We start from the raw sequence: 25963 nt of genomic DNA, 5'->3' as shown, positions 1-25963 counted from the left end.
GCTAACGCAACAGGAGTTTCATTTGTCGCCAGAGGCAACGAACGATCCGCCAGCGCCAGGCACGGTGCGTCCGCGCGGCCGTACGGAGCGCGTACGCCAGGCGGTCGTCGCCGCGACCATGACCGAACTGCTCGCCGGTGGATACGGCGAGCTCACCGTCGAGCGAGTGGCCGCGACCGCCGGGGTCGCCAAGAGCACCGTCTATCGGAGGTGGCGCGACACCGGTGGACTGTTGGCGGAGTGGCTCGACGGCATGGCCGCGGAGGAGATCCCGATCCCCGACACCGGGTCGATCGAGGAGGACCTGCGACGGTTTGCCATCGAGATCACGCGCGTCTACACCGAGCTGCCAGCCGGCGACATGGTGCTGGCCCTCATCGCCGAGGCCGTACGCAACAGCCAGATCGCCGGCGACCTACGTGATTTTTGGCGCAAGCGCAACGATCGCGCCGCCGAGATCGCGCGCCGCGCGATCGCGCGCGAGGAACTGCCGGAGGACACCGACCCGGTCGAGGTCATCCGAGCCGTCGCCGCGCCGATCTACTATCGGCTGCTGGTCACGCACGAGCCGATCGACGAGGCGGTCGCCGAGCAGGCCGCCGCGGCGGTGCTGGCTGGCGCTCGCGCCGGCGCGTACGCGCGCCGTTAGGTGGCTCGCTTTCGCCGTACTGCGGTTGGGTGGATGGTGGCACGTTCGCGGGCGATCAAGGGGGTCGCCACAGTTGCATTGTCAGTCACAGTGGTCACACCGGTAACGCTTCGGCTGCGGCTGGATGTTCGCATGGACCCCTTGCGTGCGTCTGATGCAAGTAAGGCGTCCCTGCCACCATCGCACAAACCAACAAGACGGACATTTAGCGTTACAGCTAATGAGATGCGCGGAAGTGGTCGGCCTTCACAGCGGTGACGAAGGTGGCGAAGTGGGGTGCGGCGACGGCGAGTACGGGGCCGGTCGGGTCCTTCGAGTCGCGGAGGCCGATCGACGCGGGCGCCTGGCCGACCTCGACACATTGACCGCCGTTGCCTCCGCTGCGCGTGGATTTGCGCCAATTCGCTTCGGCGAAGACTACGGCAGACATCGAGATCGCCTCTTAGGTCGCTAGCTGTAGGTCTCCTTCATGCTATCGATCAGGGTGCGCGATTCGTCAGGCGGCAAAGAAGAATCACGGAGCCGATCAAAGAGCACTGCGTAGCGTGTGTAGTCCTCCGGTTCCCAGAGGTACGTCGCGCCGAGCGCGTCCTCCAGGTAGACAGCCGACAGCGCTTGACCGGCAAGGTGCAGCAAGGTGAACGGTGACACCGCGACGATACGGTTTTGTGGCTGGAACGGCGAAATCTGCAGGCGGAGGTTCGGCCGCTCGGACAAGACGATCAGGTGATCCAGCTGCGCTCGCATGATCGCCGGACTGCCGATTGCCTGATGAAGTGTCGCTTCGCTCATCACGACAGACAGTTCCATCGGCTTGTTTGGCCGCGTCAACGCCAACTGTCGCTTCAGCCGTGTCTCCACCTGCCGTTCGACGAGTCGCGGATCGGTTGCCGGCTCCCAGGCGAGGATGGTCGACCGGATGTAGTCCTCGGTCTGCAGCAGACCCGTGACGAGCGCGAGTTCGTACACACGCATCGCCGTTGTGTCCGATTCGAGAGCGAGGAAGCGCTCGAACCAGTCTGGTACGGCGTCGCGATACATGCTGCTGCGCCGTGGACTCCGCTTGGGGATCTGCCAGGCGAGATCCACCAGATATCTGCGCCGTTTCGCGGTCACGCCGTACAACTCGCCGAGTTTCTCGACCTCGTCTGGCGTGGCGGCCTGCTTGCCGTTCTCGATCTTGCTGAGCTTCGGCCCCTTGCCGCCGATCGCGGCCGCCGCCTCGGCGGCGGTCAGGCCGGCGTCTTCGCGCAGTTGATGGAGCGCGATGCCGAGTTGGATTTTGATCATGCGCGGGTCGGACGTGGGTGGCATGCCGGACATCCTCTCAGCGTGAGCCGTCAGTTGCGAGAACGTCACTCAGGGTGTGTCGCGTCTTGTTAAGGAGAAACTTTCTCGCTAAGGTTGCGCGAACAGGATACGCGACGAGAGGGAGTACGCCATGTCGGGGAACCAGGCCATGGAGGAGTTGCGGCACGGCTGGCCGCTGATCGAGCTGCCGGAGCTGCTCAGCAAGCTCGCCACGGACAGCGCGCCGCGCCGCTTCGCGGTCTGTGCACTCGACGTCGATGGCGATCTGCTGCGCGACGCCGAGATCGTGGGCTGGGGACTGGAATACAGCTACCTCGACGAGGACGAAAAGGAGCGTACGGAGGCGGTGATCGACCTCCCGGAAGGCGGCATCGCGCGCTTCCAGGAGGCCGATGGCGTACGCCGGCTGTTCAGCAAGCCGGACCTGGTGCGCCTGATCTGGTGCTAGGGCCTGTTTCGAAACAGACCCTAGACAAGCGTCTCGCCGCCGTCGACGGTGATTACCTGACCGGTGACATTGTTGTTCGACATCACGAAAAGCGCCGCCGCCGCGGCCTCCTCGGGGGTGCCGACGCGGCCCAGTGGCGCGGTCGCGCCGGCTTTGGCCATCGCCTCGTCGGAGTCCAGTCCGGGCAGCTGACGCAGCAGCGGCGTGTCGATCCGGCCGAAGCGTACGGTGTTGACGCGCAGCCGCGCCGGGGCCAGTTCGACGGCCAAGGCCCTGGTCAGCGTCTCGACGCCGCCGGCCACGGCCAGGCCGGCGGACATGCCGGCCATCGGCCGGACCACCAGCGAGCCGGACGTGAACGTGATCGAGCCGCCGGCCGGCAACCGTGTCGAGGCGATGCGCGCGGCGACGAACGGCGGCCACAAGCGAGCATCGAAGGTCGCGCGGATCTCCTCGGCGGACAGCTCGGCCACCGGGCCGGCGCCATGCATGCCGCCGGCCGTCACGAAAACATGGTCGACCTGACCCGCCTTGTCGAAGGCCCCGGCGATGACCGCCTCGTCGCCGGCATCGCCGGCCACGCCAAGAACATCGTCGGAGCCGAGCCGCGCGACAGCGTTGCTCAGCCGCTCAGGATCGCGGCCGACCAGTACGACTCGCGCGCCGACGGAGCGCAGCAACGCACCGGTCGCGAGGCCGATGCCGGAGGTGCCGCCGATGAGTACGGCGGTCGAGCCGGCGAGAGCGTGCGGCAGCGGCGTACGCACGGGGATAGGAGCGTTCATCGGGTGTCCTCTCAGAAATAAACCATCCGGTTGTTTTAGTCTTGCGCACCGATCGCCACTAGTCAACTGGATGGTTTAATTTCCTCATGGCGTATGACGCGGAAGACACCAGGCGGCGGATCTTCGAGGCCGCCGCCGCCGAGTTCGCCGAGCACGGCCTGGCCGGCGCCAGGGTCGACCGGATCGCGTCCGCGGCGAGGGCCAACAAGCAGGCGATCTATCTTTACTACGGCAGCAAGGAAAAGCTGTTTTCGGCCATCCTGCGCGCGAAACTCGACGAGGTCCGGATGGCGATCGCGGTCGACCTGGACGGGGTCGCCGAGTCGGTCGGGCAGATCTTCGACTGGTATGCCGAGCATCCGGAGCTGATCAGGCTGCTGCTGTGGGACGCGCTGGAGGCCGGCGACACCGGTGACGACGAGTGGCGCGCCGCCTTCCAGGAGAAGGTCGACCGCCTGGTCGTCGGCACGGACGACAACGAGCGCCGCAACGCGCAGGACATGCTGTTCACGATCATGGGGCTGATCTCCTGGAACTTCGCGGTGCCGCGGATGTGCCGGCTGGTCCTCGACGAGTCGACCGACCAGGCGGCGCTGGCTCGGCGCCGCGAGGCCGTCATCCAGACAGTGCGCGTGTTGGCCGCCAACCGCTGCTGACGCTACGCCGACGGACGTACGCCAAGAGTCGACAGCCAACCGACGTACGAAACGGCTCTCACCGCGACGGTGGACGGCGACGGCTCGCATCCGGCGGGCCCGCCTGACAGGAGCATTCCATGACACGCGACATGCGCGGTCTCGGTGGCATTCTTTTCGCCGTATTCTTCACCGTCGGCGACGTCCTCCTCGCGTTTCTCGCGACGACCGCACTGCCACTGCCAACCGCGCCGGCATCCGCGGTCGTCGCGTATTTCCAGGCAAATCCGGCCGCGGTCTGGTCGGTCGCGGTCGTGCAGCTGCTCGCCTCGATCGCTTTGCTGGTGTTTGTGCCAGCGGCGGCGCGGCGGCTTGAGCCAGGGTGGCAGCGTACGACGGCCAGCATTGGCGGTTTCGTCGCTGGAGCGGCACTCATCGTCTGTGCGGTTCTTTCCGGGGTGCTCGCGATCGGCGCGGCCGGCGGCTGGAGCCTGGACGTGATCGACGGCCTGCGTACGGCCAACTTCCTGAGCGGTGGCGCCGTTCACGTTGTCACACTTGGAGTTTTCGTCGGCGCACTCTCGCTCGCGGCCGGTTTCCCCAAAGGAATCCGGTGGTTTGGCTATCTGGCGGCGACGCCGGCCGTGCTCGGCATCCTGTCGCTGTTTTTCTACTACGCCAACGTCTTCCTGCCGGTTGGCCGTACGCTCGGCATGATCTGGTGCGTGGCCGCCGGCATCGCGCTGCTGGTCGGCACACGCCGCCGCTGATCAGACCCCGAGACCACCGCTGTAGACGTGCGTCACGTGGATGCGGATCACCAGCCGGCGATCTTCCACCATGTTATGAAAAAACCGCTCCTCGTCCGCGGCGGCGACCGGCACCTTCTGGATCGACAACAGCTCGCGGCCGGTCGCGTCGCCGGGGACGGTCGTCACCTCCGACACCTCGGCTCTTCCTTCTGCCACGACGAAAGCGAGGTGGTCGGCGGTCGACACGTGCAACGCGGCACGCGGATCGTTGCGGATGTGGCGCACCTTGATCCGGTCGTCCACCGAGGTGATCCGGATCAGTCGCTCCTCCGGCGACCAGCTGTAGGACATCGTGGTCAGATGCGGTGTGCCGTCGCGTTTCACCGTCGCCAGCACACCGAAATCCTGCGAGCCGAGCAGCTCGCTGAGCTTGTCCTCGGGCTGCGCGATCGGCCCCGGTCCGCGTCCCGGTCCATAGCCCTGGGTCACCGTCAGTGGATCCATCTCGACCCCTCCTCTTCCGTCGCCGCCATGATCCAGCAGCGGCCGGGCCGGCGACAGAAGGCAGATCTTTGTGACACTGGCACATCTTTGTTACTTCTGAGCTGAGCCGATCCAGTCAGTGGTGAGCATCACCCGGGACATCGCGGTGTTGGCGCCGGCCAGCGCGCGTACGACCAGGGGCGCGGTCGCCAGGAAAACCAGGCCGATCGCGGTGTTGAGCATCACGTTGATGCCGTACGAGCTGCCGAGGCCGATCAGATAAGCCAGGCCGTGGCTCTCGGCCGGCAGGCTCCAACCCCAGAGGAAATACAGCGTGCCGCCGACGCCGACGGCCCACCAGGTGATCGTGAGAACGAACGCAACGATCGACGGGACGAAGGCGAAAACGCCGTAAAGGAAATCGCGCCAGCTCTGCGGCTCGGTGATCGGGAAGAGAATGCGCTCCAGGCCTTTTCGGCCGTCCGCGCTGCGATACGCGGGCCGCGGCGCCGGGCGGCCGCTGACCTGGCCGGTCCAGTGCCGCTCGACGTCGGCGAACCAGCGCGCCACCAGCAGCGCGAAAACCAGAATCGGCACGCCGATGCCGATCACCGCCGTGCCGATGCCGACCGCGAAAAGCGTGACGAGTACGACGAAACGTACGACCGCCACCGGAAAGTTGCCGATGCCGTAGGCGGTGTCCAGGCCGGTCCGGCGCAACAGCGGCCGGTGTTCCCCGGAGAGCACCGGGGTCGATGCGGTGTTGGTCATGGTGGAGAGCTTACGAACGCGAAGCCGCCGACCACGTCCCCCGGGAGTGCCCATCGCCGGTTCCACCTCAGGTAGCAGGCGTCCGTTGCCGGCTCGACCCGGCAGGCGTACGCTGACTCATGACCGGATGCGAAATCTGGTCACCAGTCAGGACGGAGCGGGCGGATGCTCGACGAGCGGGGGACGCGGATCCTCGACGCGGCGACGGAGTTGTTGCTGCGCTGGGGATATCGCAAGATCACCGTCGAGGACATCGCGCGCGAGGCCGGCGTCGGCAAGGGCACTGTCTATCTGCACTGGAAGACCAAGCAGCAGGTCTTCTACGGCGTGTTCATGCGCGAGGCGATGGAGCTCGCGCGCGCCATCCTCGACCGGATCCGCGAGGACGTCACGTTTGTCCTGCCCGGTCCGATGGCCGCCGAGACGTTCCGGCAGGTGATGGCCCGGCCGATCGCCAAGGCGATGTTCACCGGCGACATGGAGGTGCTCGGCGAGCTGGTCAAGGCCGCCCCGCAGCCGATGCAGCTGACCTCGGCGGCCGGCTTCTACGACAGCTATCTGGCGCTCATGCGGGAAAACGGGTTCGTACGCGACGACCTGACCAACGCCGACCTGTTCTATCTGATGGACGCCAGCACGGTCGGTTTCTATGTGCTGCACGACCTGCCGCTGCGGCCGGAGTCGTCGGTGGACGACCGCGCGCGACTGATGGAGGACGCGGTCGACCGGATGATCGGTCCGACCCGCCGGCCGGACCGGCGCCGGCTGCCGCGGCTGCACGGGGCCGCCATCGAGACTTTCCAGAAAATGGTCGACGCGCTGGAGCAGGCGCTGGTCGACTCACAGGTTTCCTAAGGAGAAGCCATGAAACAACCACCTTCGGTCGTCGATGGCGGCCGGGAACTGCTCGGCTGGTTACGCGAGATGCGCGACGACGAGCCGGTGGCCGTCGACGCGTACGGCATGTATCACGTCTTCCGCTTCGACGACGTGCAGGCCGTGACCACCGACCCGCCGGTGTTTTCCTCGGATTTCACCAGGATCATGCCGCAGGTCGAGGAGGGCGCGAAAGGCAGCCTGATCACCGCCGACCCGCCGCTGCACCGCAAACTGCGCCGGCTGGTGAGCACCGCGTTCACGCCGAAAGTCGTCGCGTCGCTGGAGCCGCGGATCGCCCAGGTCACCAACGACCTGATCGACGACATCGACGGCTCTGGCTTTGACCTGGTGGAAAAACTCGCCTATCCGCTGCCGGTCATCGTCATCGCCGAGCTGCTCGGCCTGCCGGCAAGTGACCGCGCGCAGCTGAAATCGTGGTCGGACGAACTGCTGTCCATCCAGACCGGCGACTTCAGCGACCCGAAAATGCTGGACGAGGCACAGAAGAAAGCCGAAAACCTCAACGCGTATCTGCTGGAGCACATCACCAGGCGGCGCGGCAACCCCACCAATGACCTGCTCGGCAAGCTGGTCACCGCCGAGGTCGACGGCGAAGGCCTGGACGACACCGAAATCGTCAACTTCTCGCGGCTGTTGCTGCTCGCCGGCCACATCACCACCACGATGCTGCTCGGCAACGCGATGCTCTGCTTCGAGGAAAATCCGGACTCTGCCGCGCAAGTGCGCGCGGACCCCTCGCTCGTACCAGCCGCGGTCGAAGAAATCCTGCGCGTACGATCGCCTTTCCTTTTCGTGGCAAGGGTGAGCACTCAGGACGTCGAGCTGTCGGGGCGTACGATCCCGGCCGACAAGATGGTGATGGCCTGGCTGCTCGGCGCCAACCACGACGAGCGGCACTTCGCCGACCCGGAGCGCTTCGACATCCACCGCGACCCCAACCGGCAGGCCGCCTTCGGCCACGGCATCCACTTCTGCCTCGGCGCGCCGCTGGCCCGGCTCGAGGCGCGCGTGGCACTGACGGCGATCTTCCAGCGGTTCGCGGACATCCGGATCGCGGACCGGTCGGCGGTGAAGTTCCGCGAGACGCAGGGCATGTATGGCGTCACGTACCTGCCACTGGAGGTCGAGCGCGCCTAGCTCGGGAGCGGTCCGTACGCGGTTGGCTACCGTAGATCCTCATGCGGATCCTGGTGGTCGAAGACGAGAGCGACCTGCGCGACGCCTTGCACCTGTCGCTGCGCGGCGCGGGGTTTGCCGTCGACGTGGTGGCAGACCTGCCAGACGCCGACTTCGCGCTGTCGGTCAACGCGTACGACTGCACGATCTTCGACCGGCGGCTGCCGACCGGCGACTCGCTGCCGTTCGTACGCGACCGGCGGGCCGCCGGCTGGCGGGTGCCGGTGCTGTTCCTGACCGGCGCGATGACGCAGGTGCCGCACCTGTTGGAGGGATTGGCGTCCGGCGACGACTACCTGACCAAGCCGTTCGACATGGCCGAGCTGGTCGCGCGGGTACGCCGGCTGAGCCACAGCGGAGTCGTCTCCGGTCCGCCGCCGGTGCTGCGCTGCGGCGACCTGGAGCTGGATCCCGGCCGGCGCGAGGTGCGCCGCGCCGGGACCCTGCTGATGCTGACGAAACGGCAGTTCGCGGTGCTGGAACTGCTGATGCGCCACCATCCGCGGCCGGTGTCGGTGCCGACGCTCATCGACGAGTGCTGGGACATCGGCACCGACCCCAACGCCGTACAACAACTGATGACGCAGCTGCGCAAGAAGCTGCACAACCCGCCGATCATCCTCAACGTGAAAGGCGTCGGCTATCGGCTGGCGACCTGACGCCGTGTCCTCCGGGGCATTAGAGGACACGGCGTAGGCCGTCTATTGCAGCAGTCGGCGCACCGGCGCGGCGTCATTGCCTGCCGCCGGGGTCTCGTCGACCTGCCACATCTCCTCATCGAGCAGCTGCAACGTGCCGGTGTCCTCGACCCGCTCGCGCCTGGTCGGCTTCGCCGGCGTACCGAAGGCGTTGCGGTCGACCGTGCCGGACTTGCCCTGCAGGCTCGGCGGCAGGCCTGGTACGCGCGAGGACGGCTTGGGGCCGCGGCCGGTGACCGAGCGCGGTCCGTTGCCGGACTTCGGCACGCCGTTGGCGCCACCGTGTCCGGCGAACGGCATCATCGGCGGTATGCCGCTGTAGCCGCCGGTCGCGCCGGTGGTGCCGGAAGACGCGGGCGTACCAGTGCCGGACAGCGACGGCGCCGTGCCGACCGACGGGGCCGCGGTGGCCTTGATCGGCGCCGCCGCGACCGGGATGTTCTTCGGTCCGCCGATGCCACCGCCACCACCGCCGCCGGCACCGCCGCCACCGATGCCTTTGCCGCCACCGCCGAACCCGCCGATCGGCGCGAACGGCGTGAGCGGAGTGCTCGGCGGCGGAGTCGGAGTGGTCGGCAGGGGTGTGGTCGTCGGCGGCGGCAACGTCGGTGTCGCCGTACCACCCTGCAGTGACGGGTCCTGGCCGGCGAGGTCTCCACCGCCGCCGCCACCGCCACCCTGGTCCTGGCCCTGACCGTCCTGGCCCTGCCCCTGGCCCTGACCTTGCTGGCCGCCGCCTTGCTGATCGCCGCTACCAGCTCCGCCGCCACCACCACCGCCGGCGCTGGCTGGTGATGCCGACGGGCTGCCGCCACCAGGCGACTGCGAGCCGCCGGCCTGCGGCCACTTCCCCTGCGCGTCCTGCACGGCCTGCACCATCGCCTGGCCAAACTTCGGCAGCGCCTGGGCCAGCTGCGTGACCGGTCCCAGCACCTCCGCGGGCGGCGGAGCGAGCATGGCGGTCAGCAGTGCCGCCGGCGACTTCATGAAGTTCTCGATCGCCGTCATGGCCTGCTGCGCCAGCTGGCTCAGCTGCTGCTGCTGTTGCGCGACGTTGGCCGACTTCATCTTGTCGGCGGTCTTCTTCAGGTCAGTCGCGTCCGCCGTGGACGACGCGGCGAACGTGTCGCCGCCGCTGTCGTCCCAGTTGCCGTGCAACGCGTTGGTCTGGCTGGTCAACGAGTTGCCGGACGACTCGAGCGCGGTGGCCGTCGCGTCCCACTTCTTGACGACCTCTGCCAGCTGCGCGATCCCCTGCTGCGTCTGCTGGACGAGCGGCTGCAACTGGACAACGGACATTGAGCCGTAGTCGGCCATCTAACTTCCTCCAAACGGCACGACGTGCTGTGTCGGTCCACGCAGCACCGGCGAGTCGACCTTGGACGTGTTGGCCAGCGCGATCGCCGCGCGGTCGTTGTGCGCCAGGTAGAGCCTCGCGGCGCCTTGCGAGATGTCCTTGTACGCCTGGAAGCCCTTCTGTGCATCCGAGACGTAGTCGCCCAGCTTGGTGAAGGCCTGCTTCACCTGCTGGATCATCTGCTGGAACTCCTCCATCCCCCCGGACGGCAGCTGGACACCGCTGGTGTCCATCGTCGGAGGCTGGGGATTGAACTGCTCCATGGCCTCGGTGAGGCCGCTGATCTTGTCTGGCATTCCTCCTCCTTCTCTCCCGGTTCACCCGGCGCCGTTACTCGGCCGGATCCAGCCAGGCCAGCTGGATCAGTTGTGGGGCCCCCTTCCTGGCGATCAGCCGGCCGCGTCCCGGCGGCAGCACCTCGGGTTTGACGCCACCGATGAGCGGGCCTTCGTCCTTGTCGCCAGACAGCAGGACGCCAGGCGTACCGACATCGCGCAGCCGCGACATGAACGGCTCGAACAGCGCGCGTCCGGCGCCACCGGTACGCCGCGTCATCACTACGTGCAGGCCGATGTCGCGGCCCTGCGCGAGATAGTCGAGCAGCGGCGCGAAGGGGTTGTTCATCGGCGACACGACCAGGTCGTAGTCGTCGACCAGCACGTACAGCTCCGGTCCCCGCCACCACGACCGCGACCGCAGCTGCTCCGGTGTCACGTCCGGGCCGGGCAGCCGCTGCTTCATCGCCGCCGCCGCGTCCGCCATCAGCTGCGTGGTGGCGGTCAGGTCACTGCCGAAGCCGAGCAGGTGGTCCGGGCCGACCTCGCCGAGCAGGCCGCGCCGGTGGTCGACCACGAGCAGCCGTGCCTGGCTCGGTGTGTTGGCCGCGACGATCCGCCTGGCCAGCGTCCGCAGGAAGGTGGTCTTGCCGGACTCGGAGTCGCCGAACAGCAGGGCGTGTGCGTCGACGTTGAAGTCCAGGTACGCCGGGCCAAGATCCTGCTCGGCGATGCCGATGGCAAACCGGCGCCCACCGTCCTCGTCGGCCGGCAGCGACGCGTACGGCAGCTTGCCCGGCAGCATCCGCACCTCCGGCGCCGACTCGCCTGGCCAACCGCTGGCGACCGCCTCGACCAGCGCGGTCACCGCCTCCGGCAGGCTGGCCGGATCGCTGCCGCCGTCCAGCCGCGGCAGGGCGACCAGCAGCTCGTGCCGGGTGGTGGCGATGCCGCGGCCAGGTGCCTTCTCCGGCACCTTCAGCGCGGTCGGCCGGTCGATCATGCTGTCGCCGGGGTCGCCCAGGCGCAGCTCGATCCGGCTGCCGAACAGGTCGCGCATGGTCGGGCGCAGGTCGAACGGCCGCGAGCAGCTGGCCATGATGTGGACGCCGTACGCGAGGCCGCGGGTGGCGACCGAGATCAGCAGGTCTTCCAGGTCCTCGAAGTCCTTGCGCAGCGTCGGCCAGCCGTCGACCACGAGGAACACATCGCCGAAGTCGTCATCGGCGATCGTGCCGTTGGCCCGCCTGGCGCGGTAGGTCGCCATGCTGTCGACGTCGAGCTCGGCGAAGCGGGCCTCGCGGTCGGCCAGTACGCCGACGACCTCGGCCACGCTGCGGCGTACCGCGCCGGTGTTCTGCCGGCTGGCCACGCCACCGACGTGCGGCAGGCCGCGGATCGAGCTGAGCGAGCCGCCGCCGAAGTCGAGGCAATAGAACTGCACTTCTCGCGGCGTGTGGGTGAGGGCCAGGCTGGTGATGACCGTACGCAGCGCCGTGCTCTTGCCGGTCCGCGGCGCACCCATCACCAGCAGGTGTCCGGCCGCGTCCGCCAGGTCGATCACCAGCGGGTCGCGGCGCTGGTCGAGCGGCCGGTCCACGACGCCGGCGACCGCGCGCAGCCGGCCGTGCAGATTCTGGTCCAGCGCACCGAAACCGCGGCCTGGAATGGTGCCGACCTGGCCGAGCATCTGGTCCAGCGACGGCGAGATTCCCAGCGGCGGCAGCCACACCTGGTGGGCCGGCGTGCCCTTGCCCTGGAACCGGTCGACCAGGATGTCCATCAGGCTCTCGCCGATCGCCTCGTCCGGGTCGATCTCCTCGGTCTCCTCGACGTCCTCCTCGTCGACCGGCGGCGGCACGTACGCGGTGGTGAACTCCTGCAGGCCGATCGGCTCACCGGAGCTCGACTTGCCGGAGCGCAGCTCGCCGGGCAGGTGTACGCCGGACACGTACGCGGACCGGAAGCGCACCATCGGTTCGTCGCCATAGCGCAGAAATCCGTGACCCGGTGCGCGCGGCAACGTGAACGCGTCGTTGACACCGAGCACGACGCGGCTGTCGATGTCGGAAAACGTACGCAGGCCGATCCGGTAGGACAGGTGCGTGTCCAGGCCGCGCAGCCGGCCTTCCTCCAGCCGCTGGCTGGCCAGTAGGAGGTGTACGCCGAGCGAGCGGCCGACGCGGCCGATCTGCACGAAAACGTCGATGAAGTCAGGACGAGCCGACAGCAGCTCGCTGAATTCGTCGCAGATAACGAAAAGCGTCGGCACTTCTTCCAGCGGCGCACCGGCGACACGCGCCTTTTCGTAGTCACGCAAGGAAGAGAAGTTGCCGGCGGCACGCAGCAGCTCCTGGCGGCGGATCAGCTCGCCGTTCAGTGCCTCGGTCATCCGGTCGACCAGCGGCAGCTCGTCGATCAGGTTGGTGATCACCGCACTGGTGTGCGGCAGCTTGTCCAGGCGGGTGAAGGTCGCGCCGCCCTTGAAGTCGATCAAAGCGAAATTCAGCGTGTTGGGCGGATGCGTGATGGCCAGCGCCAGCACGAGCGTACGCAGCAGCTCGCTTTTTCCGGAACCGGTCGCGCCGATCAGCAGGCCGTGCGGCCCCATGCCGTCCTGCGCCGACTCCTTCAGGTCGAGCTCGACCGGCGTACCGTCCGGCTTGATGCCAAACCGTACGCGCAGCCGGTCGCGGTTGGGCCGCGGCAGCCAGGTGTCGTTGGGATCGAAGGCAAACGGGTCGCCGAGGTCGAGCAGCTCGGCCAGGCCCAGCTCCGAGCTGAGCGGCTGCTCGCCGCGCGTACCAGCTGTCAACCGCAGCGGCGCCAGCTGCCGGGCCAGCCCCTCGGCGCACGGCTGCGTCATCGTGTCGGCGATGCCGAGCTCGATTTCCGCGTCCAGGTCAGCGGTGAAGCTGGTCATCGTGCCGTCCTCGGTGACCGACAGGATGAGCGTGGAACGGTCCGGCGAGCGCGGCGGCACGGTGGTCAGGTCGATGACCGTGGCGCCTTCGACACCGGTGGAGGTGACCAGGTGGTCCGAGCCGGCGAACGAGCCGCCGTCCAGCACGACCACCAGGTGCGGACCGGAGGTCGGCGCCGCCGAGGTGGGGTCGAAGCGCGGCCGGTCGGCCAGCACGCCTTCCAGCATTACTTCCAAAATCGGGATCGCCGGCGCCACCAGCCGCAGCGGGCCGAGCGCGTCCACACGGTCCGGGTGCAGTGCGTGCGGCAGCCACTTGACCCATTCCCATTCCGGCAGCTGCTCCGGCCCGACGCATACGGCGATCCGCAGGTCGTCCGGTGACTGGAGAGTCGCCAGCTGCGCGAGCATCGCGCGGACCAGGCCGACCGAGCGGTCGCGGTCGCCGTCCACGTGGATCCGGCTGAAACCGGTGATCGCGAGCGCCAGCGGCAGCTCGTCGATGGTCGTGTAGGTGGTGATGAAACGGCGCAATGCCAGTGCGGACAACGGTTCCAGCGACTCCAGCGGCTGGGTGTCCGGTGGTACGAGCGCTGTCGCCAGGCCCTGCCGGCCGACGCCGATCCGTACGGCGCCGAAGTCCTCGTCCGTGCGCCGGCGTTCCCAGAGCCGATAGCTGTCGGCGAAAGACCAGAGCGAATCCGGATCCGGATGCACGTACGTGAGCGCTTCGCGCTGGCGGTCGGCCGTGCGTCCGACGCGTACGCGGTGCTGCGAAAGGCCGCGCAGGAAGCGGCGCCTGGCGACCGCCATCTCGCGCTTGCTCGGTCCGCTGCCGTTGAGGAAAAGCAACAGCAGCATGCCGAGCATCGCGGCGCCGAAAAGGCCGAACGTCACGTACCGGAGCGGATTCGTGGCGCTGGTGCCGGAGTTGATGGTCGAGATGAGGATGATCGACGCCATCATCGCGATCATCGGCACGATCATCAGCATCTGCTGCCACTGGCGGCCGCCTGGCGTCGGAATCTCCGGCGGCGCCTCCAGAATCAGCTCACCGGACGGCATCTCCGGTGCCGGCCGGCGCAGTGGCCGGCGTACGACGACGGTCGCCACCTTCGGACCTCCTCGTTACCTGGGACAAAGTCGATGGTGGCGGTCGTACGCGGCGACAGAGCCGGTCTGGCAGGAACGTGCCGACCGGCCCGTTATGCCAGGCTCGCGGACTTACTTTTCTCCTCGCGGGCCGAATCGGAGTCGGACCGTTCCATCACGGAAAGGAGTTCTTGATGGACAGGGTGAACGGTGTAACCGAGTCTGTCCTGCACAGCGGGCAGATGGCGCACACCACGGCACAGGCCGTCCAAGGCCACGCCAGGACGCTCAACGGTCACATCCTTGCGCTGCAGGGAGTCACGTCCGGCAGCTGGGCCGACGCGATGCAGTCGGCGAACATGGACTGGCAGCAGGGTGCGGCACGGCTGATCAACGCGCTCGGTCAGCATGGTGATGGCCTCAACTTCACGGCCAACACGTACGAGGCCGCCAACGACGCATCCCGACATGGATTCATGGCGGCCCTCGGGGCGAGCCCCATCACCACGTAAGGAGGAACAGCATGCGTATCCAGGCTGACTTCGGCATGCTGCAAGCCGCACAGCACAACGTGCGGCAGGCGCTGTCCCAGATCCAGCAGGAGTCCGACAACTGGCAGCGGGTGCTCCATCAGCTCGCCCCCGACCTCGCCGACGCCACCGGTGCCACCAGCAGCGAAGTACACCAGGCGTGGGCCCAGATGCACAACGCGCACCAGCACATGCTCCAGCTTATCGATGGCGGGATGGGCAAAGCGCACAACGAGTTGCACACCGCGGTCGCCTCGTCGGTGAGCCGGCTGCGGAACGTCCAGATCTGATCCGCGGTCAGGAAATAACCCCGTCCAATGGTGGACGGGGTTATTTCTCTATTTGACGGGGAAGAGGAAAATCTGCTCAGGAGGCTCCTCGCGCGCGGCCCGCGCGGCCGGCGGTGTCGTACGGCCGGACCGCCAGCGGCGGCGTTTTCCGCGCGGCAGCAACCAAGCCATGATGCCGACGAGCACGACCGCGAGCACCGCCGCGCCGGTGGCGATTTTGGCGCCGGCTCCGGCCTGCCACCAGAATCGCTGTTCGCTCACCTTTTTCGGATCCGGTGGACTGATGGTGACCGGCGCCAGCGTACGCGGCTTGCCGTCCAGGCCGTCGGTGACCGCACGATAGGGATCGACGATCCCGGCGCCGTACTGCGGACTTTTGGTGCCGCCACGAGCGACTGAGGCTGTCGCGATCAACCGCTGCGCGACCTGCTGCGCGTTGAGCTTCGGCCAGGCCGCGCGTACCAGTGCGGCGGCGCCGGACACGAACGGCGCGGCGAAGCTGGTGCCTTCCCAATATCGGTGACCATTGACGCTGTTGGCCGCGACCACGCCTTTTCCTGGCGCGACAAGAGAAACGAAGCTGCCGACCTGCGAGTCGTTGTCACGCGCACCATCGATGTCGATCGAGCCGACACCGACCACGCCCGGATAGGCGGCTGGGAAGGAAATGCTTCCCGGTGCCTGCGACTGGCGGTTGCCGACCGCGGCCACCACCAACGCGTCCTTGCTCTGCGCGTATCTGATCGCGTCGCGGATCTGCGGATAGTTTCCCGATCCCGACAGCGAAAGGTTGATGATGTCGGCACCCTGGTCGGCCGCGTACCGGATGCCTTTGCCGACGATGTTCGGATCTATCGGTGTCGACTCGCCGGAGTCCGACTGCGCGTTGGCCACCACGCGTACCGGCAGAATGCGCGCTCCTGGCGCCACTCCGGCAAACCCGATGCCGACTTTTGGCTGCGCCGCGATGATCGAGGCCACCGCCGTACCATGTGAGGCGCAGTCGTAATTGCCCGGCAGGCTGCCGACCAGATAGAAATCCCGGCCGGCGTCAACCACTCCGCGCAGCTGTGGATGGTCCGCGTCCACACCGGAGTCGACGACCGCGACCGTGATGCCTGCGCCGGTCGAATAGGGCCACACGCGGCCGAGATCGAACAACTGCTGAGCCCACGGCAGCTGGCTGATCACCGGCCGCGCCGGGTCGGGATTCGTACACGCGCCGTCCGGCGGCGAGGCGGCGGCCGGCGCGGCCATCGACCACAAGGCGACCGATGTCACCAGCAGTGCGACAAGTTTCCTCATGTTTGTCGATGATTCCCTGGTGGCCTACGGTTCTGGTGGCGCTGACAGCTACCGGTCAGCGGGCCGGTTTGGCTGGTGGTGTCGTGACACCATCGCCACCATGTCCGCCAGCTATTACGCGTCGATCGCCGACATCGCCAATCGCCTGCGTACGCTTCGCGACGAGGCGGCGAAAATGTCGGCGACCGCCGACTCACCGGACGGCCTCGTACGCGCGACCGTCAACGCGCGGGGCGAGTTGCTTGAGCTGGAGCTGGACGAGCGGATTTATCGTACGGCCGACTCGGTGGCACTGGCCGCGACCATCAACGCGACGATCCAGTCCGCCGCCACGCTCCTCGAGGCGGACCTTGCGGTGCGCTCCGGTGAACTTTTCCCCGAGGAGTCCGCATAACCTTCGCTCCTGGCCTACGAACTCGACGTTTTGGACGCCGACACGCCGGAGGAGATGTCGACAACGTCGAGTTCACGGCCGCAGACTTCGGGCCTATCCGCCGTTCAGCCAATCCCAACTGTGGTCCGGCTTCTTCGGCACCTCGTTCAGCGGGCGTTCGGAGGTCTGCGTCGACTGGAACTCGGTGTTGGAATAGTCGGCAACGTAGCTCGCGCCCTGGCTACTGTGCATCGCGGCCTCTCGAAGTAGCCGCTGCCCCGACTGATCCCTGGCTATGAAACTAATGTCAGCCAGATACTTGTGTCCGTGGTAATCCCTGACGTACGGCGCGAGCTCGGCCGGATAATGACCCGATCGGACGGTCGCGCTCAGGTAGTCATAGGCGCCCTGCGTCACTCTCCCCAACTGGTCGTCGTTGATGGTCCGATGCGGCTGGGTCGGATCGCTTGCGGAGGTGCCGCCGAACTGGTTGGCGATCTCGGCGCTTTCGGCGAAGGCGAACTTCGTGAGAGCTCTCGCATCCGTCGGTCCGATGTGGGTGTCCGCGAACAAATGCGAGAGGTTCTTACCTGAGTTGATCCAGAAGTTGGTGCTGACGGAGTCCGCGGGCAGGGACGTGTCGTATCTGTGCGCGATGCCGGACGCGGCATTGAGCTGGCCGTCCAGGGTCGCGGTCTGGAGAGCTCCGGCGGTCGGACTCAGCCGCCCGGCAACGACGTCGTCCAGGATTTTCGCGTCGTACGTACCAGCCGCCGTTGCCAGGTCATGGAACTTGTCCGGCGCGGCTGCGACGACCGACAGCAGGTTGTTGGCGTCAGTAGCGCCGATCTGCAATGCGCCAGTCCGGCTGTCGATACGGTCCTGCGGACTGAAACCCGGATCACCGAGATCGGGGATGCTTCCATTCGCGAATGCGGAAAAGTTGCCTCGTGCGACCTGTTCGAGTCCGCCAGCCAACTCGGTGTTGTGTTTGGCTCCGTAGAAGAGGTCCTCGTATCCGCCACGGTCCTGCAGCGTGTCGAACACGCCGATCGACGCATCCCGCGCAAGCCTGTACGCGGCCGTGTCGGGCGGCAGTTTTCCGTCCTCGCCAATCCAGGTCATCAGGCCGGACGCGGCCGCACCTTTGTCATCCCAGTCGAATTTCGCGAAGGTTCTCAGCACGTTTGGGTCATGCTGCAGAAGATCGGCATCGGCCTCGTGGTTACGCGTCGACGCCGACAACACGTTCTGCATGTCCTTGGAGAGTGCGACTCGATCGTTGAGCAGGCCGGCGGCGGAATGCGAGTCACCGACTCCTGACTTCATGCTGCTCAGCTGCGCTGCTGCGATCTCGGCCGTACGTTTCGTGAGGTTCTGCGAAAACTCGGCGCTGCCGGTCATAGTGGATGCGCCAAGGAGCGTCGACAGGCCGCGGAATCCCGCTTCGTCCTTCAGGGAATATGTCGTCGTCGAGTTCCCGGTTCCCAGATTGGCGTCCTCACGCACGTCAACCTGGTTCTGCGTGACCAGTTGGCTGAGCCCAGGCGGCAGACCGAACTGCGGTGAGTTCTGTGTGCCGGCACCGGAGGACAGCAGACCACCGCCGAGGTCCTTGTTCCCCAGGACGACAAGGCTGTTGCCGAGGATCTTGTTCGCGTCCGGCGCGCTGTCGAGTTTGCCGGCCAGCTGCAGATAGTCCTTGTCCAGCGCGCCGATCGTCTGGTCCAGGAAGTTCATCTCGGTCTTGTCGAGCTTGCCGTCGGCCGCGCTGTCGTTGACCTGCTTGAGAAGATTCAGCGCTGTCTGGATCTCCTGTGGCGAGGCGTTGCCGTCCTTGGCCCGTTTCAGGATGTCCGCGGCGCTGTGCTGGCCACCTGGCGGGATGGTGGAGGCGGTCGGATCGGCGGCCTCGTCGGACTCCAGGGTGGTCCTGGCCCAGTCCAGTGTTGTCTGGATCGCGCTGGCGACGACGTTCGCGATCTGGCGCGCCGCCGCATATCCGCGTACGCCTGAGGCGATCGCTGTGTCGTACGCGTTCTGGTTGCGCTGAATGTTGTCCCGGATGGACACGTTGATGCTGTTCAGCACGCCGGCGTACCGGCCGGCTGAGGCGGCGCGGCCGGCCATTTGGTTGGCGGTCTGGTCGAGCTGCTCAACCATCTGGATCATGCTGTTCTGCAGGATCCGGCCCGGACCGTCGTCCTGCGCTGTCGGCACCTGGCCGGCGAGCGCGTTGATTTGCTTGCTGTCAGTGGTGATCGTGTCCTTCGCGTTGTTCCAGTCCTGCTCCAACCCGCGCGCCGAGCCCTCGCTGTCCAGCGGTCGCGGATCCTTGCCGAGCCGCCTGACCACCTCGTCCCAGAGCGATCCCGGCGGACTCGCTCCTGGCGGAGCCGGCAGGCTAGGCACCGGTGAGCTCCCTGAACTTCTGCCGCGAGGCCTCGTCGGCCAGCTGGTAGGTGTTGACGCTTTCCTTCGCCGCCACCGAAAGCCGTACGCCTGCATCGGTATGCCGCTGGGTGGCGTCGTTGACCGCGTCAGCAGCCGGCCGGTACTTGGACATGAACAGTATTCCCAGTTCGCCGTTGCCCAAGCCGGCCTCGGCCGAGATGATCGCGGCGTGAGCGGTCGTCCAAGCCTGCTGGATCGCGCTGGAAATCGTGCCGAGATTCTGCGCGTTCTGACCAGCCGCCGCGGTCTCCATGTGCAGGTCGTAAGGCATTACCGGCTCCTCGACTCCGCGCGGTGGCTGCCGGTTATCCGATCGAGCTCGGACAGCACCGGATCGAAATACAGGTCGACCGTGTCCGCGGTTGTGTCCCGCGGAAGGCCGGATTTCAGCAGGTCGTACGCGCGTCGCCGGACCGCGCTGACGGCCGAGGCGATCGTGCGGCGGATCTCCTCGGCGAGCTCGGCGGCGTCGCGCAGCCGGTAGATTCTCGGGTCGAGCCACAGAGATCGCAACTCACCGCGTCCTCCGACGGTCACCTGGATCAGCCCGTCCGCCGATTCCGCGGTCTCCGCGATGTCGGCCAGTTCCGCACCCGCGCTGGAAACGTGCCTCGGCTCGGTCATGCCGGTAGTGTGCGGCGGCTCCTCAGGCGGCGGAACGAGGTGGCAGCTAGCGGCCACCAGCCGACCGGACGGAAGGCGGCCAGGAGGCGAGATCGCAGTGGCTGCTGGGAAAGTCCACGCCGCATCAGGTGTACGGCGTCCCACGCGGCTTCGACGGCGCCGCCCTGCAAGGTCTCGCCGGACCACAGCGCGGAGTCGAGCAGCACGGCGAGTACGCGCAGCGGCTCGCCGACCGGCGGACCGTTGCGGTCGCAGACCGCCGCGACGTCACGGGCGGTCATGCCGGAGGTCACCGACATTCCATGTGACCGCAACAAATCCCGCGCCTCGGCCCAGGCCGCGACGACACCGGCCGAGCCGGTCACGCGGCGACGCCGCGTGCGGCGCATTCCTTTCGCCACCGGAATGCCGATCAAGACCAGCACGACCAGCACCAGCAGCACCAGGGAAACCGGCACCAGCCAACGAAAATCCGGCAAGGTCGGCGGCGCGGCGGCCGGGTCGTCCGGCATCGGCGGATCGTGCAGCTCGGTGGCCGGCGGCAGGTTCTGGCGGGCCTGGTCGGCCGCGGCGGCCAGGCCGGTGTCCGTACGGGCGGCGGTGCCGGAGCCGGCGGCGCTGAGCGTCGGGTCGAGCGGGACCCAGCCGACGCCGGCGACGGCGACCTCCGGCCAGGCCAGGATGTCGCGGTTGTGCACGGTGACCGGCAGGCCCGGCGCGGCCACCTCGCCGCGATAGCCGACCGCGATCCGCGCCGGAATGCCGAGGATCCGCGCCAGCACCACGTACGCGGCGGCGAACTGCTCGCTGGTGCCGCGCTTGCTCTTCAACAGAAAAGTCGTCAGCTGCGGCCAGCCGGCACCGGTCGGCAGCGACGCGCCGGTCGCGACTTTGTAGTTGTCGCGCAGATATCGTTCCAGCACGAGCGCGGCCTGAAACGACGGTCGGATGCCATGGACGGCGGTGCTCGCCAGCTCCGAGATGCCGGCCGGAATCGTCCCCACCCCGGCGAAACCGCTGTCGGCGTGCGAGTCGACGCCGGATCCGGACAGCGCGGCGGCGTCGACCACCGGCTCCTGCCAGGTCAGTCCATAGTGGACATCGCGCGCCTGGCCGGGCACCAGCAGCACGCCGGCGTCCTGGTCCAGCCACGGCGCCGGGCCGGTCATCGCGGTCGGCAGCGACTGGCTCGGGATGAACGGCGCGTCCCAGCCGGGCAGCCACACCGACGCTTTTCGTTTCACCGTCGGCACGGTGACGGTCGGCGGCAGGCTGACCGTGCTGCCCATCCGGCGAAAGTCCGACGACGGAGTCCAGCTGGCGCCGTCGAAGCCTTCCAGCACGACCAGTCGCCAGCGGTCGACCTTTCCGTCCGACGTGTACGAAAACACCGGCACATCCGGCCGGCGCAACGCGGCGGCGAGGTCGTCGAGCGGGCTGCTCACCACCGCGGGCAGCGCGGAAACCTGGTTCTGCCGCAACGAAACCGCCGGCGTGACCGGATCCAGCATGGTCACCGCGACCGTCCCGACCACGGCCAGGATCGCCGCCGGCGCCCACGCGCGCGGCTGCCGGACCGACCGCAGGTTTTCCCGCGACATCAACAGAACACCGGCCGCCACCACGGCATAGCCGACCGCGCCGCCGGCGGCCAGCCAACCGGTGAGCGGTTGGTATGCCTGGCTGAAACCGACGATCACCAGACTCGGCAGCAGCGCGGCCGGGGCCCACCTGGTCAGCTCCAGGCCGAGCACCGCCGCGCCGAGAACGGCCAGTGGCACGAACAAAAGCAGCTCTGGATCGGGCCGCGCCGGCCAGGTCGACTGCAGCGTCAGCTGCCACGACTGGGTCACGCCGACGACCAGCGAGCGTACGGTTTCACCCGTCGGCAGGCCGAAAAGCGTCGTCGGCCACAACACGCTCTCGGTAACTCCGAGCAGACCGAAGACCAGCACGACGAGCGGCCTCCACGCGGTCAGGAAAGCGACCCGCGTGCACAGCTCGACCGCGGCGTAACAGGCGACGGCGACCGCGACGATCGGCAGGAACAGCGGCAGCAGGCCGAAAACCGGCGCGAAGAACAGTCCGGCGACTCCGGCGGCGGCCACCACCAGCGCTGCGACGACGCGTGCTTTCATCGAGTGACCACCGTGTTCCAGCGCTCGACCGCCTCGGCGGCCGACCGCGCGAGGATCGTCTGTACGCCTGGCACCGGCTCGACCGCCGCACCGATCGCGATCACAATGACCGTCGCGAAACGCTCGCGTGCCGCGACGATCTGCGTACGGTCGGCCTCCGACATGCCGGACAGCACCAGGACAAGTCCGCCGCCCATGGCGCCGGCCAGCTCGCGTGGCAGCAGTGGTCGTTCGTCGGTCGCGAGCGAGATTTCGCTCAGGGTGTCCAAAAACTGCCGGCCGGTCCGCTGTGCCGCCGGCTCGGCCTGGATGTCGACGCCGCACGTCGTCAGCAGCCGGCAGCCATAGTCGGCGCGGATCGCCGAAATGACAAGAGAAGCCGTCAGGTCGACGGCGTCCTCGAAAAGCTCGGCCGGCATCCGGTCGGCGCGGGTGTCGAGCAAGGCGGTGAACCGCGGCAGGTTGGGGTCGACGTACTCGCGGACCATCAGCTTCCCGGTGCGCGCGCTGGCTTTCCAGTGCAGGTGTCGCACCTCGTCACCCGGCACGTACTCGCGGACCTCGCGCAGGTCCAGCGATCCGCGCAGCGAGTACGCCGTTTGTGGCCCGGCATAATGCAAACGCAGCCGGCCGGCCGCGATCGGCCGCATCGGCCAGGTTTTCGGCTGCACCCACAGCGTCGCGGTGTCGCCGGTGGTGACCCGGCCGCGGCCGAGACCGAGCGCGTCCTCGCGGTCCAGCGTCAGCGGACCGACGACGTGGCGGCCGCGTACGTCGGTCGGCAGCTCATAGCTGTAGTCGGCCGAAGCGCCGCGCCGCAGCGGACGTACGACCACCTGCCGCACGATCGTGCCGACCCGGTCACGAGCGGAAAACCCGGCCTGCCAACGGGTGTTGGGGTTGTGTACGCGCAACCGGCCGACCGCCGCGCCACCGCGCTGCACGCGGTCCGGATAGACCTCGCGGGTCACCGTCACCTTCGGCCGGTGCGTGCCGACCAGCAATGCGGCCAACACCAGGCCAAAGCCGATCACCGCGACCACGACCAGGACTGGAAAGCCAAGCAACCACTGGCCAGCGGCGAAAAGCGCGACCGCGGCGACGAGCAGCGCGATGCCGCGACCGGTCAGCCTGGCCATTCCTAGCCCTCCGCGGCGACTCGGGTCGGCGCCGGCGTGTGTTCCAGCACCTCCGCGACGATCGCGGCGGTCTGCCGCTGGTTGAGCTCGGCCTCCGGCGTGCGGATCAGCCGGTGACCGAGCACCGGACCGGCGACTTCCTTGATGTCGTCCGGTGTCACGAATCCGCGACCGTAGGTCGCGGCCAGCGCCTGCGCACTGCGGACGAGTGCGATGCTGCCGCGCGGACTCGCGCCGTAACGCAGGTCGGCGTGCGTACGCGTCAAGGCCACGATTTCCGCCGCATACTGCAGAATCGCGTCGTCCACATGCGACGACTTGACCTGCTGCACGGCCGCGTAGAGCTCGGCCATGGTGACGACCGGCGACAGCGTTTCCGGCCCGAAGCCGGCACATTCGCCGCGGATCACCATCATTTCCGTCTGCAGATCCGGATATCCGACCTCCAGGCGCATCAGGAAGCGGTCGAGCTGCGCCTCCGGCAGCCGGTAGGTGCCCTCCATCTCGATCGGGTTCTGGGTGGCGATCACCAGGAACGGCCGCGGCACCTCGTGGCGTACGGCGTCGACCGTGACGGTCCGCTCGGCCATCACCTCCAGCAGCGCCGACTGCGTTTTCGGTGTGCCACGGTTGATCTCGTCGGCCAGCACGACGTTGGCGAAGACGCCACCGGGATGAAACTCGAAACGCTCGTTTTTCTGGTGATAGACCTGCACGCCGGTGATGTCGCCGGGCAGCAGGTCGGGAGTGAACTGGATCCGGCTGAGCGTGCCGCCGATGCTGCGCGCCAGGCAGCGGCCGATCGTCGTCTTTCCCAGGCCCGGCACGTCCTCGATCAGCAGATGTCCCTCGGCCAGCAACGCGCAGATGGCCAGCCGCACCACCTGTGGCTTGCCGCGGACGACCGCCTGCACGTTGCTGGAAATGCGCTCGTAGACCTGCTGCGCCGCGTATTCGGCCTGGTTCACGGTTACTCCCACGTGATCGTGTTGGACGTTATGCGGCCGTACGTGTCGGTGTCGGTGTAGACGTAGACCTGCGCGCCGGACACGTCGTATCGGGTCTTGTTACAGGTGGCGTCGCCGTTTTCGTCTGTCGTCGTGGTGCACGGCTCGCTGAAGTCCCGGCCATTTCCGATCGCGGTGATGGAATAGGTCGTGTTTGGCTCGAAGCCGGTCAATGTCGTGTCGATCCACGCACAACTTGGCTTTTCGCAGTTGTCGCTGCTGGTGCTCGATCCACGCTCGATGTGGATTTTCGGCTTCTTCGGCGACACCGGAGTGACTGGATCAGCCGAAGACGCCGGGCCGCGACCGACGCTGTTTTTGGCGTAAACACTGAAGGTGTAGCCACGGCCGTTGGTCAGGCCGGAGATCGTCGCGCGGCGGGACGAGCCGCTGACCGTACGCGATCCGCCTGACCAGGTCACGACGTAGTTGGTGATGGTCGCACGGTTGGCCGCCGCGGCACTCCAGCTCACCGTCGCCGACGCGTCGCCCGCCTTTGCCGACACCGAACCCGGCGCGCCAGGCGCACTCGCCGGCAGCGACGAATGGCTCGGCGACGGCTTGTGTGTGCTGCCAGTGCCTGGATTCGGCCGGCCGGTGTTCGGCGGCTCATGGCTCGGCTCGACCGGCGGCCGCGCCGATGGCTGTACGGACGGCTGTACGGACGGCTGTGGACGCGGCTCGCTCGACTGGCTCGGACCCGGCGACGGCGAACCGCTCGGATCCGGCGAGCCGACGACCGGCGCGTCCGCGACCTGACCGTCCTTGTCCACCACCAAAAGATGCGTGCCGGCACCGTTTTGCACATACACACGGCCATCCGCGCCGCGCGCGATGCTCGGCTGACCCTCGCTCGGCGGAATCTTCCGGTTGGCCTTGGCGTGCCCCTGCGCGTCGTACGTCTGCAAAGTGCCGGTCGTACGGTTCACCACCACGACCGTGCCACCAGTCCACAGTGGACCCTCGAAGTCACCCTTGCCGAGCTCCACGTTCACCGGCGTCCGCTTCGCCTGTGTGTCAACGAAAGACAGCCGACCGGTGGCCGGATCCAACAACGCCAGCCGGCCGTTGCTGTCCGTCGGAGCGACCCGAGTGGCGCCGGAAACCTTGACACCAACCGGATTTCCGGCACCCAGACCCTGCGTGCTCACCGCGTGCAACAGACCCGCGGTCGTGTCGAGCACCTGCGGCTTGTCGGCGACGGTGGTCAGCGCGCCGGAATGACCGGCCGGAAGCTTGGCCGGACACGTCGACGTGGCGGTCGCGCCTTTTGCCAACGTACACACCAAACCCGACTGCCGGCGCAACAGCCACAGCGTGCCGTCGCCGGTCACGACCGGATCGCCGACCGGCTCGCCGACGGACACGACCGTCGTCTTGTCGCCGAGCCGTACGATCTTGCCGGACTGCCGGTAAACCAGATACGGACCGCCAACGGCCTCGATCGCCAACGGAGTCTCGTCCGACGGCGCCGTCTGCGTCCCCTGTACGTGCAGGTTCGACTTACCGAAGCGGGTGATCCGGTTGCGGCCGACGACGTATCCGTTGGTGTCGTCCTGCACGACCTGGCTGCCGGGCTCACCGGCCACCGGCACGCGCGCGTCGAAGTTCGTCGTGGCGCCGTCCATGTGAAAGGCCGACTGCAAAGCCGTGTTGTAGACCCAGTGGCCGGTCGGATGGAACCGCATGTCGGACCCCGGCATCGTCGCGCCGCTGGCCGCCGCGGCGACCATCGCGACACTCGCCGTCAGCGCGGCGACCATCGGCCACGGCCGGCGGCCTCGGCTCGACTTCTTCGCCGACGAGGCGACCAGCTTGCCAGGCGCGTTCTCCCGGATCACCCGACGC

At 67.7% G+C, this 25963-nt stretch carries 26 protein-coding genes; 10 read left to right on the top strand and 16 right to left on the bottom strand.

All coding sequences use genetic code 11. The features are described 5' to 3' along the window. Nucleotides 1-22 precede the first annotated feature (22 nt). Nucleotides 23-649 carry a TetR/AcrR family transcriptional regulator gene (locus GNX95_RS15680; protein WP_163508166.1) on the top strand — a complete coding sequence of 209 codons (627 nt, stop codon included), beginning with the start codon at nucleotides 23-25 and terminating at the stop codon, nucleotides 647-649. Between the two features lie 217 nt (nucleotides 650-866). On the opposite strand, the gene GNX95_RS15675 is transcribed toward GNX95_RS15680, so the two are convergent. Together GNX95_RS15675 and GNX95_RS15670 are read right to left on the bottom strand one after the other, a co-directional pair. Then, nucleotides 867-1079, bottom strand: a complete 213-nt coding sequence (locus tag GNX95_RS15675) for a DUF397 domain-containing protein (protein ID WP_163508165.1) — start codon at nucleotides 1077-1079, stop codon at nucleotides 867-869. 20 nt (nucleotides 1080-1099) lie between these two features. Continuing rightward, nucleotides 1100-1972 carry a DUF5753 domain-containing protein gene (locus GNX95_RS15670; RefSeq protein ID WP_222853691.1) on the bottom strand — a complete coding sequence of 291 codons (873 nt, stop codon included), beginning with the start codon at nucleotides 1970-1972 and terminating at the stop codon, nucleotides 1100-1102. A gap of 118 nt (nucleotides 1973-2090) precedes the next feature. Here GNX95_RS15670 and GNX95_RS15665 point away from each other — a divergent pair, with 118 nt between their 5' ends. Continuing rightward, complete coding sequence (locus GNX95_RS15665; protein ID WP_163508164.1) at nucleotides 2091-2408, top strand: hypothetical protein; 318 nt, start codon at nucleotides 2091-2093, stop codon at nucleotides 2406-2408. 20 nt (nucleotides 2409-2428) lie between these two features. On the opposite strand, the gene GNX95_RS15660 is transcribed toward GNX95_RS15665, so the two are convergent. Further along, nucleotides 2429-3193, bottom strand: coding sequence for an SDR family oxidoreductase (locus tag GNX95_RS15660; protein WP_163508163.1), 765 nt, complete (start codon nucleotides 3191-3193; stop codon nucleotides 2429-2431). Between the two features lie 86 nt (nucleotides 3194-3279). On the opposite strand from GNX95_RS15660, the gene GNX95_RS15655 reads away from it, so the two are divergent. Both GNX95_RS15655 and GNX95_RS15650 read left to right on the top strand, forming a co-directional pair. Then, on the top strand, nucleotides 3280-3849 hold the full coding sequence (locus GNX95_RS15655; protein ID WP_163508162.1) for a TetR/AcrR family transcriptional regulator: 570 nt from the start codon (nucleotides 3280-3282) through the stop codon (nucleotides 3847-3849). A 119-nt stretch (nucleotides 3850-3968) separates the two neighbouring features. Continuing rightward, nucleotides 3969-4598, top strand: coding sequence for a hypothetical protein (locus tag GNX95_RS15650; protein WP_163508161.1), 630 nt, complete (start codon nucleotides 3969-3971; stop codon nucleotides 4596-4598). On the opposite strand, the gene GNX95_RS15645 is transcribed toward GNX95_RS15650, so the two are convergent. Then, a complete protein-coding gene (locus GNX95_RS15645) occupies nucleotides 4599-5084 on the bottom strand; it encodes a pyridoxamine 5'-phosphate oxidase family protein (RefSeq protein ID WP_163508160.1) in 486 nt (161 codons plus the stop codon). Nucleotides 5085-5174: 90 nt separating this feature from the next. Further along, nucleotides 5175-5834 carry a sensor domain-containing protein gene (locus tag GNX95_RS15640; RefSeq protein WP_163508159.1) on the bottom strand — a complete coding sequence of 220 codons (660 nt, stop codon included), beginning with the start codon at nucleotides 5832-5834 and terminating at the stop codon, nucleotides 5175-5177. A gap of 165 nt (nucleotides 5835-5999) precedes the next feature. Between GNX95_RS15640 and GNX95_RS15635 the strand changes: the two genes are divergently transcribed. From GNX95_RS15635 to GNX95_RS15625, 3 genes are read left to right on the top strand one after another with little or no spacing between them, the layout of a single operon-like run. Next, nucleotides 6000-6689 (top strand): TetR/AcrR family transcriptional regulator, encoded by a 690-nt coding sequence (locus GNX95_RS15635; RefSeq protein WP_163508158.1) that lies wholly within the window; start codon nucleotides 6000-6002, stop codon nucleotides 6687-6689. Nucleotides 6690-6698: 9 nt separating this feature from the next. Then, nucleotides 6699-7871: a cytochrome P450 gene (locus GNX95_RS15630; RefSeq protein WP_163508157.1), complete on the top strand. Its 1173-nt coding sequence runs from the start codon at nucleotides 6699-6701 to the stop codon at nucleotides 7869-7871. A 41-nt stretch (nucleotides 7872-7912) separates the two neighbouring features. Then, the gene (locus tag GNX95_RS15625) at nucleotides 7913-8569 is read left to right on the top strand and encodes a response regulator transcription factor (RefSeq protein WP_163508156.1); all 657 of its coding nucleotides are present in this window, start codon (nucleotides 7913-7915) and stop codon (nucleotides 8567-8569) included. A gap of 42 nt (nucleotides 8570-8611) precedes the next feature. On the opposite strand, the gene GNX95_RS43200 is transcribed toward GNX95_RS15625, so the two are convergent. From GNX95_RS43200 to eccCa, 3 genes are read right to left on the bottom strand one after another with little or no spacing between them, the layout of a single operon-like run. Beyond that, nucleotides 8612-9925 (bottom strand): hypothetical protein, encoded by a 1314-nt coding sequence (locus GNX95_RS43200; RefSeq protein WP_163508155.1) that lies wholly within the window; start codon nucleotides 9923-9925, stop codon nucleotides 8612-8614. After that, nucleotides 9926-10261 (bottom strand): hypothetical protein, encoded by a 336-nt coding sequence (locus GNX95_RS15615; RefSeq protein ID WP_163508154.1) that lies wholly within the window; start codon nucleotides 10259-10261, stop codon nucleotides 9926-9928. It abuts the gene before it with no gap. Nucleotides 10262-10295: 34 nt separating this feature from the next. Continuing rightward, complete coding sequence (gene eccCa, locus GNX95_RS15610; RefSeq protein WP_163508153.1) at nucleotides 10296-14276, bottom strand: type VII secretion protein EccCa; 3981 nt, start codon at nucleotides 14274-14276, stop codon at nucleotides 10296-10298. A 173-nt stretch (nucleotides 14277-14449) separates the two neighbouring features. Here eccCa and GNX95_RS15605 point away from each other — a divergent pair, with 173 nt between their 5' ends. Next, on the top strand, nucleotides 14450-14767 hold the full coding sequence (locus GNX95_RS15605) for a WXG100 family type VII secretion target (RefSeq protein WP_163508152.1): 318 nt from the start codon (nucleotides 14450-14452) through the stop codon (nucleotides 14765-14767). Nucleotides 14768-14778: 11 nt separating this feature from the next. Beyond that, nucleotides 14779-15075: a hypothetical protein gene (locus tag GNX95_RS15600; protein ID WP_163508151.1), complete on the top strand. Its 297-nt coding sequence runs from the start codon at nucleotides 14779-14781 to the stop codon at nucleotides 15073-15075. A gap of 48 nt (nucleotides 15076-15123) precedes the next feature. On the opposite strand, the gene mycP is transcribed toward GNX95_RS15600, so the two are convergent. Beyond that, nucleotides 15124-16380: a type VII secretion-associated serine protease mycosin gene (gene mycP, locus GNX95_RS15595; RefSeq protein ID WP_163508150.1), complete on the bottom strand. Its 1257-nt coding sequence runs from the start codon at nucleotides 16378-16380 to the stop codon at nucleotides 15124-15126. Between the two features lie 19 nt (nucleotides 16381-16399). Here mycP and GNX95_RS15590 point away from each other — a divergent pair, with 19 nt between their 5' ends. Beyond that, nucleotides 16400-16774, top strand: coding sequence for a YbaB/EbfC family nucleoid-associated protein (locus tag GNX95_RS15590; RefSeq protein ID WP_222853690.1), 375 nt, complete (start codon nucleotides 16400-16402; stop codon nucleotides 16772-16774). 93 nt (nucleotides 16775-16867) lie between these two features. On the opposite strand, the gene GNX95_RS15585 is transcribed toward GNX95_RS15590, so the two are convergent. From GNX95_RS15585 to GNX95_RS15555, 7 genes are read right to left on the bottom strand one after another with little or no spacing between them, the layout of a single operon-like run. After that, entirely contained in the window at nucleotides 16868-19165 is a 2298-nt protein-coding gene (locus GNX95_RS15585; RefSeq protein WP_163508149.1) for a TPR repeat domain-containing protein, read from the bottom strand. Beyond that, nucleotides 19158-19478: a hypothetical protein gene (locus GNX95_RS15580; protein WP_163508148.1), complete on the bottom strand. Its 321-nt coding sequence runs from the start codon at nucleotides 19476-19478 to the stop codon at nucleotides 19158-19160. The genes GNX95_RS15585 and GNX95_RS15580 overlap by 8 nt, the downstream gene beginning before the upstream one ends. Continuing rightward, nucleotides 19478-19831: a YbaB/EbfC family nucleoid-associated protein gene (locus GNX95_RS15575; RefSeq protein WP_163508147.1), complete on the bottom strand. Its 354-nt coding sequence runs from the start codon at nucleotides 19829-19831 to the stop codon at nucleotides 19478-19480. Before GNX95_RS15575 ends, GNX95_RS15580 begins: the two co-directional genes overlap by 1 nt. Continuing rightward, nucleotides 19828-21969: a transglutaminase domain-containing protein gene (locus tag GNX95_RS15570; RefSeq protein WP_163508146.1), complete on the bottom strand. Its 2142-nt coding sequence runs from the start codon at nucleotides 21967-21969 to the stop codon at nucleotides 19828-19830. Before GNX95_RS15570 ends, GNX95_RS15575 begins: the two co-directional genes overlap by 4 nt. Beyond that, nucleotides 21966-23108: a DUF58 domain-containing protein gene (locus GNX95_RS15565; RefSeq protein WP_163508145.1), complete on the bottom strand. Its 1143-nt coding sequence runs from the start codon at nucleotides 23106-23108 to the stop codon at nucleotides 21966-21968. The genes GNX95_RS15570 and GNX95_RS15565 overlap by 4 nt, the downstream gene beginning before the upstream one ends. A gap of 2 nt (nucleotides 23109-23110) precedes the next feature. Further along, nucleotides 23111-24076 carry an AAA family ATPase gene (locus tag GNX95_RS15560; protein WP_163508144.1) on the bottom strand — a complete coding sequence of 322 codons (966 nt, stop codon included), beginning with the start codon at nucleotides 24074-24076 and terminating at the stop codon, nucleotides 23111-23113. A 2-nt stretch (nucleotides 24077-24078) separates the two neighbouring features. Continuing rightward, a complete protein-coding gene (locus GNX95_RS15555; protein WP_163508143.1) occupies nucleotides 24079-25956 on the bottom strand; it encodes a fibronectin type III domain-containing protein in 1878 nt (625 codons plus the stop codon). Nucleotides 25957-25963: the final 7 nt, after the last annotated feature.

Origin of the sequence: Fodinicola acaciae, from assembly GCF_010993745.1 — a bacterium.
Lineage (GTDB): Bacteria > Actinomycetota > Actinomycetes > Mycobacteriales > HKI-0501 > Fodinicola > Fodinicola acaciae.
Note: the sequence above shows the minus strand (reverse complement) of the source record. Positions and strands in the feature narration are given on the sequence as shown.